Source organism: Photorhabdus temperata, from assembly GCF_025384845.1.
Taxonomy (GTDB): Bacteria; Pseudomonadota; Gammaproteobacteria; order Enterobacterales; family Enterobacteriaceae; genus Photorhabdus; species Photorhabdus temperata.
Genome location: NZ_JAJAFX010000004.1, coordinates 47,160 through 61,941, shown reverse-complemented (window position 1 = coordinate 61,941; position 14,782 = coordinate 47,160). Strand labels below are relative to the sequence as shown.

Sequence of the window (14,782 nt, the reverse complement as noted above, 5' to 3'; positions counted from 1 at the left end):
GCTATGCAACGAGGAAAAATCTGGATCGTTGATGATGACGACTCAATCCGCTGGGTACTTGAACGGGCGCTAAGTAGCGCGGGGATGGAATGCATCAGTTTCGCAGACGCTGACAGCGTACTGACTGCACTGACCCAAAACACACCGGATGTCCTGATTTCTGATATCCGTATGCCGGGAATGAATGGCTTGAACCTGCTGAACAATATCAAGCAGAGTCACCCGTTGCTGCCGGTCATTATTATGACAGCCCATTCTGATTTGGATGCCGCAGTCAATGCCTATCAACAAGGCGCTTTTGATTACTTACCAAAGCCCTTTGATATTGATGAAGCCGCCGCACTGCTGGAACGGGCACTTAGCCACTCCCGCGAACAGAATCAACCCGCTAAAAATCCACAGGTCATTACACCGGTTTCCGACATGATAGGTGAAGCGCCTGCTATGCAAGATGTTTACCGCATTATTGGCCGCCTTTCTCGCTCTTCGATCAGTGTGTTGATTAATGGCGAATCCGGTACAGGAAAAGAGCTGGTGGCCCATGCCCTGCACCGCCACAGTCCAAGAGCCCATGAACCATTTATTGCACTTAATATGGCCGCGATTCCCAAAGATCTGATTGAATCAGAGCTGTTTGGTCATGATAAAGGGGCTTTTACCGGCGCCAATCAAGTACGTCATGGCCGATTTGAACAGGCCAATCGCGGTTCGCTATTTCTTGATGAAATTGGCGATATGCCATTAGACATTCAGACCCGCCTGTTACGGGTATTGGCTGAAGGCCAGTTTTACCGAGTTGGCGGCTATGCACCTGTGAAAGTGGATGTGCGGATTATTGCTGCAACCCACCAGGATCTTGAACACTTGGTAGAAAAAGGCAAATTCCGTGAAGATCTGTATCACCGCCTGAATGTTATTCGTATGCAATTACCTCCCCTGCGTGACAGAGTGGAGGATATCCCTCGTCTGACCCGCCATTTCCTGCAACAAACTGCCAAAGAGCTGGGCGTGGAAGCAAAAATTCTCCACCCCAACGCAGAAATTGCTTTAATGCGCTTATCCTGGCCGGGCAATGTTCGCCAGTTGGAAAACATCTGCCGCTGGCTGACTGTGATGGCGGCAAGTCAGGAAGTATTAGTACAAGATTTGCCATCTGAATTATTTGAAACTCATCACCCTGAAACCAGCATGGCAGCATTGACAACAACAATGCCGGAAAACTGGCCGCAGTTACTCGCTCACTGGGCAACAAATGCGTTGGAGAAGGGTCAGCAGGATCTGCTATCTGAAGCCTTACCATTGCTAGAACGTACTTTACTTAACTGTGCGCTTAAACATACCCAAGGACATAAGCAGGATGCTGCACGCCTGTTGGGTTGGGGACGAAATACCATTACACGGAAACTAAAAGAATTGGGGTTGGAGTAATGGAAGAATATTTCTTGATAAGTATCCGGATTTTTATGGTTGAGACAGGGCTATAATCGCCCCGCCTCTCTCTTTCTTACCCATGCTTACCCGTATTGATATATCCACACCGTAGTTCATTAACGCTTCCGACTCCGCCCCACCGTAATAGGCCGTTCGTTCATATTCCTGATCAGGAATCCGTCGACGTTGATAGCGAGGCCAGTTAAGGCTATTTGCCATAATAGTCAACTTACCTTTGTCATCTATTCTACAAGCGTTAGACTCCAGGCGATCAAAACATTTTCCGCGACCAATTTTATTCGCTTGATAATTTTCTGGCGTTCTGTTTTGTCGTGACACTGATGAGCCTCCTCAACAAGCGCAGCAAGGCTAGTGTGCATCGTGTTGGTAATATCAAAATCAGGTAGTGATAGGTGTTTAAATACATCCGCAACCTGAATAGAGACATTGTGGCTATCAATCCATTCTTGAACTGTTGGTGAGTTCAATAACCCACACAAGTAATATGCTGTTTCTTTGTCATCAAAGGACGCAAAGTATACTTTGTGGTCTGGAATATAAACACGTTCACCAACAATAGGTACGTTCTGAGAGCTTGCAACCGCTGCATAAAACGATGCAGACATTTCCGGCCAGATCACTTTCCACGGTTTGAAGGTGTAATCACCAACGTTATAAACCGCATGGTAAGGAGCACCTTTCATCTGGCGACGATAGGTAGAACGTTCCAGTAAGAGTCTCTCAAACCCCTTAAACCATATTGAGGTTTTCTTCAGTTTCGGAGAATCCAACTGTGCATCTGCACTCTGATACTCCGCATTTGAAATTCCCGTGTTTGGTACAAACGTAAACAGTCTTTGCTCAACATCATCGTAATCTGGAGCAGCAAGTTTCAAGTAGCACTCATCAAAATCACTCGCCCCTTTAATTAAGGGGTAAAGCATATTGGGTTCTACCCACTGAGTTTTTTGTGGACCAATATCTTTCCGACCAGCCTCAGGGCGGCTTTGAATCTGGACGAGAGTACCGTTATTTTGCAAGATTGGCACAAAATAAACTCCGTTAAGATCCGTGGTGATACCCTTTCGCCCCTTAGTCCATTCACACTGCGATGATAGGTATTTAATCGCATTGAAGCGTCCAGGTTCGAGTATTGCCCATGGAGAACCTTCATCACCAACCGGAAACGCTTCTTTTGTCGTATACAAAATAGCTTTCAGCACATCGTTAAGAGGTGTGCTGGCCCTAATGGCTTTCCTGTGACCAGGATTAGCTGACCATACCTTGTAAGTCACGGGATATTGCGCAGCGACGATGGATTTCCGGAACAGCACAACTGACGAGTGGTTGCTTGCATCTTCAAATGGTTTTAATCCCTTCATGTCATCAACAGACAATGGCTGAAGATAAAGCGAATCCTCACGTTGTGGCTCTAGCTTGAATGTTCTAAAACCTGCTGACGATGGGTTCTTAAAAAGTGTACCCGTGATGACAAACGCCAGTTTACCGTCTACATCCAACCATTTGTCGGAGACCGTGTAGGTTATCATGGCGGATATATCGAGTTCATTCCCACCATGACGTTTAGTTTTAGAAAAAATACCATAGTCTTCACACGTTGGTTTAACACGTTCACGATAAAGATCGGGTAGCTTTGACCATCTAACCCAAGGAGGATTTCCAATGACTAAATCAAATTTGCCTGCTGACGCTGACCAAAAAAAGTTCCTGACAATACGGAACCAAATACCATTCCATTGCCGCCTGTGTAAATTTAACACTTGCTCATAAGTGTGTCGGAGTGGTTTGTCCCAGTCCGATAACTCTTCCTGAGTGACGATACCTGCTGCTGTCAGTTTTTGGCTGGATTTGGCGAACTCTAACCCCTGCTCAACATCTTTACCCATTCGTTCAAACACAAAATCGAGGCGTTCCCTGTTTAAGGCCAACTCAGCAGGCAAGCGAATATTCAGTTTAGCTACCTGACTTCCGATATTGTATTCAACAATTCTATTTTCTCCGGAGGGGATCTCAGCAGGTGAATAAATGGCATCCGCCATTAGTACGGGAACCTCAATATCTATTCCTGGACATGCAGCGAGCAGGTCTGCAATTTCCATGAGGAAATTTACACGAGCAGTCTGAACAGCGAGCGGATTCAAATCAAAACCCCATACACTATCACATAGGTTTTTGATAACTTTAGGCACACTCCACCCTTGCAGGGCCGCCAGCTTACGCTTTTTACGGATCACCGCCAACAAGAATGCCCCAGAGCCACAGGTAGGATCTAACACACGCTTCTCTAATAGTGTGTCGTTAGCGGCTCTCTGAAGCGTGAAATCAACCAACCAGTCTGGAGTGTAGAATTCGCCAAGGCTCTGCCTGAGTTTACCTGGGACAAGGCCTTGGTATAGATCTCGCAAAACATCCCTTGTCCTGGATAAATGATCAAGCCGGTATAGAGACAGCACCGAGAGCAACCGCCGCAAGGAGGGTAGTAACGCCGGAACAACCTTATTTCTGGCAAGGTCAAGATACCAACTAAAAATAACCTCTTCGACAAAACCGTTAATCCCCGCTTCCCTGAAAATGGCCGATTTCTCGATAGCGTCGTCCAAATAATTAACCAACTCATCATCATCTTTTTGTGCTGACATACTCTGAGCCGGTTGAGTCGATGATGTTAATCCGTGTGCCGACACAATTTCAGCAGCTAACAGTTTAATGAGAATCGAATTATAAGTATGAATGACAAATAGCCGTGCCGACGTAGAATCTTCCCGAAAACCATTCCAGCTAAATGCAATCTCTTTGTTAATAGCTTCTGTCTGTAAAACCGACATATCAGCAACTTGGCCGTACAGCGTTCTCCACTCCTCAAAAAGCATTTTAATTTTGTTATTACCTTGCTGTTTTAAGTAGTGAAACAGGCCATCAGACATCGCTTGCATAAATTCACGAGCATTTGCTGACCCATGCCCAAAATCGGCCAATAGGTTCTCAGTTGTTAAAGCTTTTCGCGTATCAGAGATAAAAGCGTCGATCACCAAATCGACCGCGTAGGTTGAAAAGGGAATTAAGTGCTGAGTATGAATCTGATCGCCACGGACCTGAGAAAAACAAATGTGCTCACCATCAATCGCTATCCCAATAAAGTCAGATTCGGGAATTCCTGTTTTCTCTGACTCGCGCTGTATATATGGCAGAAGCCGTTCTTCTGTGGCATTTTTAAAGCCAGGGCTATCCTTCTTGCCACGAAACAAACCTGGAGCTTTGAATTCAATGATTACGTGATTATAGCTTGAGTCTTTACGTCCTCGTTCAGCATTCAAATGAAGACCAGTAGCGTCTTCTATCGCCTTCATCCAAATGTATCGAACTTCTTCTTCACCTGCCCAAGGCTTTAGGCGCTTTTCCTGAATAGCTTCGTATGCATCTTGACTCATTACGTACCATCTTGTAAATCGGTGTAAAATTTTCCCAATTATGAACCTGAACAATCATGGCATCAACCGTATAATCCGATTTTAAAAGGCTGAATCAAACAGAGTGAATCAACAGTTAAAACCTTATTATTCCGATTAAAACCAGAGGTTAAAAAACGGTTTTTAATAACAGTTTAAAACTTGCTAATTATAAAGCTATCAGTAAAAAATGAGAAAAATAACTGGTTTTATTAATGCTTATATATCCGGTAAAAAAAGGGCGAATAAGAATATTGAATAGGCTAATCAGATAATATATTTTAAGAAATGAACCGACTTTAATAACGTTTTTAACCTGGAAATAAACTTTTTTACAAACCAGTTAAATAATCTAACATGAAAAAATGAGTAACAAAATCCGCAAATACATGATTTTAATCATAGTCTCTTAAATCGCCCATTTAACCTTGTTTTACACATTCTATCCTGTCCAATAGCATTGCTTCTATACGATTTCATTTAAATAATTCATTTTTTATATCTTTAATGTGATTAAACGTTTAAATATCCGTTTAATCATTATAACCTTTCTGGACAATTAATTATCCGGACTTTTCACCATTATTGATGTAATAAGTAATTATTAAATGAATTTACCTATTCATTTAAATTAACATGGGTAAATGGAGTTAAATGAAAATATAAAATCACATGACGAGCCTATTTTAATGAAACCAAGATAAAAAACATAAAAAAAGATATCCTAAATGTAAAATAAATCTCTTTTTAAATATTTAAAAACTCTTTATTTAAATCTGTGCCTTGAACAATTAAAAGCCCGTAAAATTTTGCAGACTTTTAGTCAGTCTATTTAAAAACACCACTAAACAATCAAATCACACTTGAAAACTGACGCCGCTACTCGCTCACCGGGCAACAAATGCGTTGGAGAATAGTCAGCAGGATATCGCACACCTGCTGGATTGGGGATGTCATACCATCAAGAAACTTAAAGAATTGATACTGAATTAAAAGTAAAAATAGAGCATTTCCAGCATTTAATATATCTCATTGCCCATTGTCAGGATTAAAGAACCAGATATTGATCACATTTCATACCATTCATTCAGACAATCAATTAATGCTACATTAGAATAGTTTAATAATGTTACTATCAAATTATTAACTATTATCTATGAGAAAATTATCCATTCATCACCGAAGCCTGACAGGGCTTATTCTGCTAGCAATCTCCGCACTGGCACAGGCTTCAATCCCTGTCAGCCCGGCGGATCAAGAAACGATCACGCAACAACAAAAAGCCTTGTTGCAGCAAGCCCAACAGCAACGGGAAGCGCTGCACAACAATATCACCTTATCTCCACCACCCGAGCTAACACCCGGTGCACCAGGATCTGTTTGCCATACCATCCACCGGATTGAGTTTAAAGGCGCAGAAAGCCTGTCAAGGTCAGTCAAACAGAACTTGATTCACCCTTACTTATCTCATTGTTTAACTTTGCAGGATATTAACGAGCTGGTGCGTAAAGTATCGAATGCCTACATCGAACGAGGCTATGTCACATCCCGTGCCGACCTCAAAGCGCAGGATTTATCCTCCGGCACCCTTATTCTTACCGTGAATGAAGGCAAAATTGAGTCAATCAGCCTTGACGATGAAACACCACACTCACTCAAAATGGCCTTTCCGGGCATGATTGGAAAAACACTCAATCTGCGGGATATTGAACAAGGCATGGAACGCCTGAACCGCCTTCCTTCCCAACAGGTAGCCATTGATATTCAGCCAGGAAAACAACCCGGCTATTCTGCGGTTATCTTAAAACGAACCTCGACGCGTTTACCGATCAGTGCCAATTTAAGTGCTGATAACAGTGGTCAGAAAAGCACTGGCACCGGGCAAATCAATGCCAGTGTGAACCTGGACAATCCATTACATCTTGCTGATCAGTGGTCATTATCTGCCAGCCATAACAGTGATTTCCGCAATAGCCACCAAAACCGAAGCTTCACTTCTAATGTAACGATCCCTTATGGCTACTGGTTGTTCAGTTATCAGTATGCGTGGAATGATTCTTTCCAGAATATCCTTGTTGACTCACCAACTTATCGCTACGAAGGCGACAACCAGACTCACCGGCTGGCAATAAACCGGGCGTTATACCGTGATGGCGAACAGAAGCTGGCGCTGGATATGGGATTGACGCGCCGCCAGACGACCAATTTGCTGGCAGGAGAGAAATTATCCATCAGCAGCCCGACGTTAAGCTCTATCAACCTTGGCATTAACTACAGTTCAATACTGGCAGGTGGCTATATCACGTTTAACCCTGCAATAAGCCACGGTTTACCGGTGTTCGGTGCGACAAAAGATGATCCCTATTTCCCGGATGCACCACGGAGTCAATTCCGTAAATTTAGCCTGAGCGCCAGCTATTTTATGCCGGTTACAGATTCCATTTATTACCTCTCATCCATTTACGGCCAGACCACGCCGGACAACCTTTACGCCAGCGAACGCCTCTCGCTGGGAGGTCAATATTCCGTCAGGGGATTTAAAGAGCAATATCTCACCGGCAACCGCGGCGGATATTGGCGCAATGAGCTGAACTGGCGAATTTCAGAGCTTCCTGTACTGGGTGAACTCACCTTAACCGGTGCGCTGGATACGGGTTGGTTACGAGGAAAAGCAGGACAAATTGATGGCGGTAATGTCACCGGCACCGCACTTGGCCTCTCACTAACTCATCACAGGTTCAATCAGTCGATAACTGTTGGCAAACCACTCACTCACCCTGACCACCTGAAACCGGATCACTGGGTGGTTTACTGGTCTGCATCACTGACTTTGTAACGATGCAAGACCATAACCCATTGAAATAAAAAATTTCCATTGCAATAAAATAAGGACTGATACATGAGTCAACGTAGCACCCCTTTAACAAGGGTCACGAGTTTTCTTTTAATTTACCTGACCGCCGTCTATCCCCCTCATCCGGCTATTGCCGCCGGGAGCCATTTGCTTTTTCCGGTATACATTTCATCATTTTTTCGCGTTTCATTCAGTGCTGCCAATAATTTTTCAGTCTTGGACTTAATATCGTCTTTCGCCGGGGTGATTTTATTTAATATAGAGTTGCATTGTATAACTCCATCGCTGGCGTAATAATATATTCATTCCAAACCCCCACCCAATCTCCGTGACGTCCAAGTACTGCTTTTGCACTTTCGATGAATCCATACGTAAACATATATCTTTCATCATTTTTTGCAAATCTTAGAAAGTTTCCCATATTACGTCCAAAAACAGATATCCGATTAATAGCCAAGTCTCTTATTTTTTCTTGTCTATAAACTTCTTGATTTTCAATGTATTTTTGCAGATTGTTCTTTTGCTCAATTAATGACTTAAAATCGGCAACCCTATTTTTTAAGGCGTCAATAGCACTCTCTGAACCCAATTGATTTTTTATTACTTCATCACTCAATATGACCAATAATCCATCTGCTGCCTTAATATCATTTTCAAAATCATAAAAGACATTATTTTTTGATTTTTCCAATTCGGCTGAAATTTCATTTAATTTTTTGACAACCCCGTTGAGACTATTTTCTTCAACATAATGTTGTACGTTTTTATATTGAGTTTCCGGCTATGTCCATGGCCTATTCACAGGTGGAGTCCAATTATAAGTGGATGGTTGCGTTGGCTTATTGGTATTATAGATACCGGTATAATGGTAAATAGTGTGCCCGCCTCCTGAGACGCCGGGAAAAACTGGGGTTGTCGTTGTTGTCCAACCGTTACCATGATTAATGACACTGCCTGGGTGATTATTAAAAATAAAATCTTTCTCTTTTTATAAGTAAAAAAATTGTGTGTATCAGAGACAGTTATTATTAGATAAGAATCTATAATCCCTGTTCTTGTTTATGATCTTAACTGTTTCTATTGATAACTAGATAATTATAAAATAGTTACAGTTGTATAATATGTATTACAATCAACGTGTAATATGAGTATTGATAATGGAGTTGTTCAACAGAAACATTAGAAAGGAATTTTTATTTTTTGCCCATCGCCCGATATGGTTCAAATCTGGAGCTAAGATTCTAATACTCGTTTTCCATGAGCTCGAAGATCCCCATCAAGCTCCACATACTTATATAATTTTTGCCGACTTATCCCAAGCTCCTTACATAATTCAGAAACACTGCAATCTGCCCGCAGTATATTTATACCATGGTCAGATTATAGCCTGTAGTAAATCTCAGCCATCTTTTTAACTTTCTATTAATGTTTAAAACACAATTCACTATCTTTCTGAAAAGCACGTTTATTGAGTTAAATCTTCCTATTATATAAAAGCTTTAATCTCTATATTCACATTTTTAAATGGTTATAGCAGGTTTAAATCAATATAGAATAAATGGAGCTTAAAACCGCTGATAAATAAATTAAATATGGCAGGGAAAACAAAGTAGAATCCCGCTCTGCCCCCGTTGATAAGCGCTAATAAACTTATTAAGCGCCCGCCCTATCAGGACTATGAAACACTCAAGGCACGCAGTTCAGTAGGCTTTTTGCTAAACGTAGCAGCAGTGTTAATTACCTACTCCTTCCCCCAAAAAACCATTTGAATCTACGTGCCTCAGAGCTGACTTTACTTAACTGCTTATAACCAGAATCTTAACCATAAATAGCACGAGTTTCAGTCACATTCTCACGCTTATCAGATTCAACAACAGTAAGAAACTCACGCCATAACGTAATCAGTCGCTCAAGATCAGCACGGGAAACATTAAGGTGTGTCACTAAACGGGTGACAGAATCTACACTCAGAATCACACCTCGTTCTTTCATCCAAGGTCCCAACTGCGCGGCTTCATGCGCTGGTATGCGTAAAAATACCATATTAGTCTGTGCCCCAGGCGCCAAAACTTCCACACCCAGCGCACTCAATTGTTCAGCAAGCCACTGAGCATTATCATGGTCTTCGCGTAACCGTTGAACATTATGCTGCAATGCATAACGCGCTGCGGCAGCTAATATTCCCGTCTGACGCATTCCACCCCCAGTCATTTTACGCCAACGCCGTGCCTGCCTGATGTATTCTGCATCACCACACAATAAAGAACCCACTGGCGCTCCCAACCCCTTGGACAGACAGATGGTCAGAGTGTCGCAATACTGAGAGAGAGTACTCAGTGGCACATCTAACGCCACAGCCGCATTGAGAATACGTGCCCCATCAACGTGCAATGCCAAGCCTTTCTCCTGCGTAAAAACTCTGGCCTGCTGCAAATATGCAAGTGGTAGTACCTTACCATCGAATGTATTTTCTATGCTGAGTAAGCGGGTCCGGGCGAAATGAACGTCGTCTGGCTTGATAACACTGGCGACAACATCCAGAGGCAATGTTCCATCAGCCGCCATATCAATCGGTTGCGGCTGTATACCGCCCAATACGGCAGCACCACCCGCTTCATACAGGTAGTTATGCGCTTTCTGACCCACAATATATTCATCACCTCGCTGGCAATGGGTGAGCAACGCCACTAAATTAGCTTGAGTACCAGTAGGCAGAAACAGCGCAGCTTCCTTACCAGCCAGTACAGCGCCTTCGTGTTCAAGCTGGTTAACATTAGGATCATCACCATAAACATCATCGCCCACCTCCGCTAATGCCATGGCCTTACGCATAGCCTCGCAGGGTTGGGTAACAGTATCACTACGTAAATCAATCATAGGTGGCTCCTGTATATTATTTTGAAAAGTTATTTTACTTAAATAGCCAGAGGATAATCTTTTTCGTATCTGACAATGCCATAACTATATCCACTTATACTTTTGATCAAATCGTCTGTACTAACTGTAAGAGATAATATAATTTTTGCCATAAATATCCCCAGTATAATTTACTGAAAAGTATCAAAACATCAGCAGAGTAAAAACATGGCATAAAGCAATATCGAATTGATCTCTCAATGGCTATCAAAAGAGTTAGAAATAACACTAAATTCGTTTAAATGGTTAGAAGATTGTCCAAAACCTGCCAAGTGATATTGATATTTTTAAGATATAAGGGCAAGGACAATCACCCAGCCCTATTTAGTTGAATAATCAAATCACTCTCGAAAATTGTCGCTGGCGGACCTGCTGACGCAGGTAAATATCAAAGCACATGCAGATGTTACGAATAAGCAACCGGCCCCGTGATGTCACCCGGATCTGTTTTTCATCCACTTCCACCAGCCCATCTGCAACTAATGGTGCCAATAATTGCAAATCTTCCGCGAAATACTTGGTAAAACTCAGATTATATTGTTGCTCAATATCAGCAAAATTTAGCCGGAAATTACAGATCAGCGCTTTAATCACATCACGACGGATACAATCATCCTGAGACAGGGTTAAACCACGCCACAGGGCATGCCCCTGTTTTTCAACCTGCGCATAGTAGGTTTTTAACTCTTTCTGGTTCTGAGAATAGCTATCGCCCAACATGCTGATAGCAGAAACGCCCATTCCCAGCAGGTCACACGTTTCCTGAGTGGTATAACCCTGAAAATTGCGGTGCAACCTCCCTCCCCTCTGAGCTACCGCCAGTTCATCATCTGGGCGTGCAAAATGGTCCATGCCAATAAACTGGTAACCATTTCCCGTCAGTGTTGCGATGGTTTCCTGCAAAATATCTAATTTTTGTTCGGCGCTTGGTAAATCATGCTCTTTAATTTTACGTTGGGCGGCAAACAGATTTGGCAAATGAGCATAATTGAAAACACTCATTCTGTCCGGTGATAACGCTAATACTCGTTTCAAAGTGAAAGCAAAACTTTCAGGTGTCTGTTTCGGCAAGCCATAAATCAGGTCAATACTGGTAGAGTTGAAACCGGTTTCACGGGCTCGTGTTACCAGAGCAAAGATAAAATCTTCATCCTGTTCTCGATTAACCAGACGTTGTACTTCTTTATTAAAATCCTGTACACCCATGCTCAGACGGTTAAAACCTTCACTGCGCAGGTGATTAATCACATCCAGTTCAATTTCACGCGGATCGATTTCAATAGAAATTTCAGCATCCGACAAAAAATTAAAATGGTTATGCAACATTCCCATCAATTTACTGATTTGGTTTTTATCAAGATAGGTTGGCGTACCGCCACCCCAATGCATCTGGCTGACGTTACGGCCAGAAAACAGTTTCGAACGCTCACGGATTTCACGTTCAAGCCGTTGCAGATATTCATCTACTTTATGCTTCTGGCGAGTCACCTGTTTGTTGCAACCACAGAAATAACAGAGTTTATGGCAAAACGGGATATGGACGTAGAGAGAAAGCGGTCGTTCAGGATAACGGGCAGCTGCCTGCATAAATGCTGCATTATCATACTGTTGATTGAATTCCAACGCCGTAGGGTATGAAGTATAACGGGGGCCGGAGTAGTTGTATTTCTGGATCAAAGGCAGATCCCAAACTATAGCTTGCTCAGACATTCTTATTCCTTCCGATGTTTCTGTCTACCAAAGCGCAATGCTTGCAGATGTTTGATATGTTGCGCGGTGGTGACTCTGCGCAGCCGGGTTTTACGCCGCGACAATCGCCATAGTTTACCCAATAACCACAACAAATAACATACTAACAGTGTGGTTATTAGGATTAATCCGCCTTTAACCATGGAGGATTAAATTAATTGCCTTTCAGCAGTTGCATAATGTCATCTGGCTTCTCTTCTCCGCCTTCTTCCTCACCTAGCTCAATCCCCAACTCTTCCATCAGGGTATCAATGCGATCCAGTGTGGCGTCAACATAAACATTATCTTCTTCAGACAGTTTTTCGCCATTTTCCAGACGCTCCAACAATGCATCCAAACGATCATCGTTTTCCAGCATTGCCAGCTCTTCCTGTGGCGACAGACGTGGTTTTGTCTCAGCTTTTGCTTTAGCCGCCACGGGTTTCATCGGTGTCTCTCCGACAATCAGTGGAACAGGCACTTTACTGCCAAGACGTGGATCATGCGGCTTCCTGCCTGCTTGATGTTTGTCGCTGCTTTGCTCCTTATGACGGCTACCTGCCGGATTACCACTGTGCTTTTTCTGGCGTTTACGCTCACGCCCTTCCGCATTCAATTCTTCGCGGCTTTTTCTTTTCTGTTTACCAGCAGATGCTTTCGCCGGTGCTTTTTTCTTTAACTGGTTCATAGCCCATTACTCAGTTTGGTTTATCAGGGTATTGCTGCGGCGGAATCTAGCAGAAACCACACGTATAGAAAAGCGCCACAAACAATTCTTTCTCTTAAAAATCTAGCCAAAGTCCTTTATTATTCATGATTGGTTTAACCATCAGCGAATATTCTATTAATCTTGGCTTTCAATAAGTGATGAATTGATATGCTTTTTTCTGATACGTCTTCCTACAAGCCCGTCTATTTATGGGTAATTAGTTATGCTTTGTTATGGATTATAGTAGGTTATTCATTTGATCCAACTGTCCCCTATGATGCCGTCGAAGCATTGAACTGGGGTAAAAATGGAGAATGGGGCTCACCTAAAAATCCGTGGCTGGTGGGCGCAATGATGCTGCCGGCTATCCATATAAGCGGTATTTCATTAAGTCTTTACTGGTACCTCATACACTTTATCGCCATCGCTATTGGCATGCTGGGTGTATGGCATCTGGCGTTCCGGCTGACAGGGAAAAAAGAGCTGGCATGGCTCGCCATGCTGACATTGAACCTGTCCGGTATTATCAACTTTGATATTATTCCTTACAACGATAATTATCTACTGATTATGCTATGGTCGTGGACTATGCTGTTCTTTCTGCGAGCGGTATATGACAATCCACGCTGGTGGATAGCATTTGCACTTAGTTCCGGGCTGGCAACGATGGGAAAATATTCCTCTCTGGCACTAGTCGGTTCGGTTTTTCTATTGACACTGTTTGTACCCAGAGTTCGTCAGTGTTACCGCCAACCAGCTCTCTATATCGCCCTGGCTATCTGGTTTATGCTGGTACTGCCTAATGTTTGGTGGCTGTGGAACAATGATTTTGCTGCTTTCAAATGGGTAGATTCACAGATTAATCGCGGTTTTAATCTGCATACGACCAGATCGTTATTATCCGTGTTTTATCCACTGATTATTGTTGGCATCATTATCTACACTCTTGGAGGCCGTATTGGCTGGCCAAAAGAGCAAGCGGGCCGACTGGCAAACATGGTTATTCTGTTGCCATTACTGATTATCTATTGCTGGTTCTCATTCAATAAGGGCGGAAGAATGACTGAATGGTTGCATCCCTTTATGTCTGTTTCATCAGCGCTGTTAGTCGGTTCTATCACCCGTTTTCCACAAAAATCATTACTCAACACCCTGCGCGGGCTGGCAGTCACCGCAGTATTGGTTTTGATGGGATATGTTTTTGTTATGGCCGCTAATGTCCGTGGCGCCGGCCATGAATTTAAAGGTATCAAAGATTTTTCCTGGCAGTTGGATCAACGCTGGCATCAGCTCTATTCAACACCATTGCATTATGTCGGGGGCGAATACTTACATCAGTGGCTAACTTTCTACGCACCAAGTCAACCAGATACGATCCAACCTTGGACGTTGGAAGGGCAAGCGCCAAATGTCTATAACCGCCATGTTAAAGCAAGCGATATTGTACGTGACGGCGCTATTTTGATCGGAGGAAAGGGTAAAACCTGTGAACAGGAAGATTTTCACGACGTTTTACAAGACTGGCCCAAACTGGAAATAAACAGCACTGAGGAGTTTCTTTTCCAGCCTGAACCTGAAACGAAACCAATACCAATCTGCGTAGGTTTTGTATCACCGGAAAAATATCAGTAGTTTTCTCTGAAATTTGAAAGCCTGATTTAACAGGCTTTCAACTCT

At 43.0% G+C, this 14,782-nt stretch carries 9 protein-coding genes; 3 read left to right on the top strand and 6 right to left on the bottom strand.

Annotated elements, in window-relative coordinates:
* Positions 1-3: 3 nt before the first annotated feature.
* Positions 4-1,428: a nitrogen regulation protein NR(I) gene (gene glnG, locus LGZ99_RS02440; RefSeq protein WP_021326207.1), complete on the top strand. Its 1,425-nt coding sequence runs from the start codon at positions 4-6 to the stop codon at positions 1,426-1,428.
* A gap of 33 nt (positions 1,429-1,461) precedes the next feature.
* On the opposite strand, the gene LGZ99_RS02435 is transcribed toward glnG, so the two are convergent.
* Both LGZ99_RS02435 and LGZ99_RS02430 read right to left on the bottom strand, forming a co-directional pair.
* Positions 1,462-1,650 carry a hypothetical protein gene (locus tag LGZ99_RS02435; protein ID WP_036837578.1) on the bottom strand — a complete coding sequence of 63 codons (189 nt, stop codon included), beginning with the start codon at positions 1,648-1,650 and terminating at the stop codon, positions 1,462-1,464.
* Between the two features lie 23 nt (positions 1,651-1,673).
* Positions 1,674-4,880, bottom strand: coding sequence for an Eco57I restriction-modification methylase domain-containing protein (locus LGZ99_RS02430; protein ID WP_023043811.1), 3,207 nt, complete (start codon positions 4,878-4,880; stop codon positions 1,674-1,676).
* 1,174 nt (positions 4,881-6,054) lie between these two features.
* On the opposite strand from LGZ99_RS02430, the gene LGZ99_RS02425 reads away from it, so the two are divergent.
* Positions 6,055-7,734 carry a ShlB/FhaC/HecB family hemolysin secretion/activation protein gene (locus LGZ99_RS02425; RefSeq protein WP_021326206.1) on the top strand — a complete coding sequence of 560 codons (1,680 nt, stop codon included), beginning with the start codon at positions 6,055-6,057 and terminating at the stop codon, positions 7,732-7,734.
* A gap of 271 nt (positions 7,735-8,005) precedes the next feature.
* On the opposite strand, the gene LGZ99_RS02420 is transcribed toward LGZ99_RS02425, so the two are convergent.
* From LGZ99_RS02420 to yihI, 4 genes are all read right to left on the bottom strand, one after another.
* Positions 8,006-8,443: a hypothetical protein gene (locus LGZ99_RS02420; RefSeq protein ID WP_036837575.1), complete on the bottom strand. Its 438-nt coding sequence runs from the start codon at positions 8,441-8,443 to the stop codon at positions 8,006-8,008.
* A gap of 1,127 nt (positions 8,444-9,570) precedes the next feature.
* Entirely contained in the window at positions 9,571-10,629 is a 1,059-nt protein-coding gene (gene ltaE / locus LGZ99_RS02410; RefSeq protein ID WP_036837568.1) for a low-specificity L-threonine aldolase, read from the bottom strand.
* Positions 10,630-11,004: 375 nt separating this feature from the next.
* Complete coding sequence (hemN, locus tag LGZ99_RS02405) at positions 11,005-12,378, bottom strand: oxygen-independent coproporphyrinogen III oxidase (protein WP_021323349.1); 1,374 nt, start codon at positions 12,376-12,378, stop codon at positions 11,005-11,007.
* 193 nt (positions 12,379-12,571) lie between these two features.
* The gene (yihI, locus tag LGZ99_RS02400; RefSeq protein ID WP_023044097.1) at positions 12,572-13,084 is read right to left on the bottom strand and encodes a Der GTPase-activating protein YihI; all 513 of its coding nucleotides are present in this window, start codon (positions 13,082-13,084) and stop codon (positions 12,572-12,574) included.
* 189 nt (positions 13,085-13,273) lie between these two features.
* Between yihI and LGZ99_RS02395 the strand changes: the two genes are divergently transcribed.
* The gene (locus tag LGZ99_RS02395) at positions 13,274-14,737 is read left to right on the top strand and encodes an ArnT family glycosyltransferase (RefSeq protein ID WP_036837566.1); all 1,464 of its coding nucleotides are present in this window, start codon (positions 13,274-13,276) and stop codon (positions 14,735-14,737) included.
* The last annotated feature ends 45 nt before the right edge of the window (positions 14,738-14,782 follow it).

Excerpts from the sequence above, each read along its gene's own strand:
- LGZ99_RS02425 (WP_021326206.1), top strand. The coding sequence starts at position 6,055 with ATGAGAAAATTATCCATTCATCACCGAAGCCTGACAGGGCTTATTCTG.
- LGZ99_RS02395 (WP_036837566.1), top strand. The coding sequence starts at position 13,274 with ATGCTTTTTTCTGATACGTCTTCCTACAAGCCCGTCTATTTATGGGTA.
- ltaE (WP_036837568.1), bottom strand. The coding sequence starts at position 10,629 with ATGATTGATTTACGTAGTGATACTGTTACCCAACCCTGCGAGGCTATG.
- LGZ99_RS02435 (WP_036837578.1), bottom strand. The coding sequence starts at position 1,650 with ATGGCAAATAGCCTTAACTGGCCTCGCTATCAACGTCGACGGATTCCT.
- glnG (WP_021326207.1), top strand. The coding sequence starts at position 4 with ATGCAACGAGGAAAAATCTGGATCGTTGATGATGACGACTCAATCCGC.
- LGZ99_RS02430 (WP_023043811.1), bottom strand. The coding sequence starts at position 4,880 with ATGAGTCAAGATGCATACGAAGCTATTCAGGAAAAGCGCCTAAAGCCT.
- hemN (WP_021323349.1), bottom strand. The coding sequence starts at position 12,378 with ATGTCTGAGCAAGCTATAGTTTGGGATCTGCCTTTGATCCAGAAATAC.
- yihI (WP_023044097.1), bottom strand. The coding sequence starts at position 13,084 with ATGAACCAGTTAAAGAAAAAAGCACCGGCGAAAGCATCTGCTGGTAAA.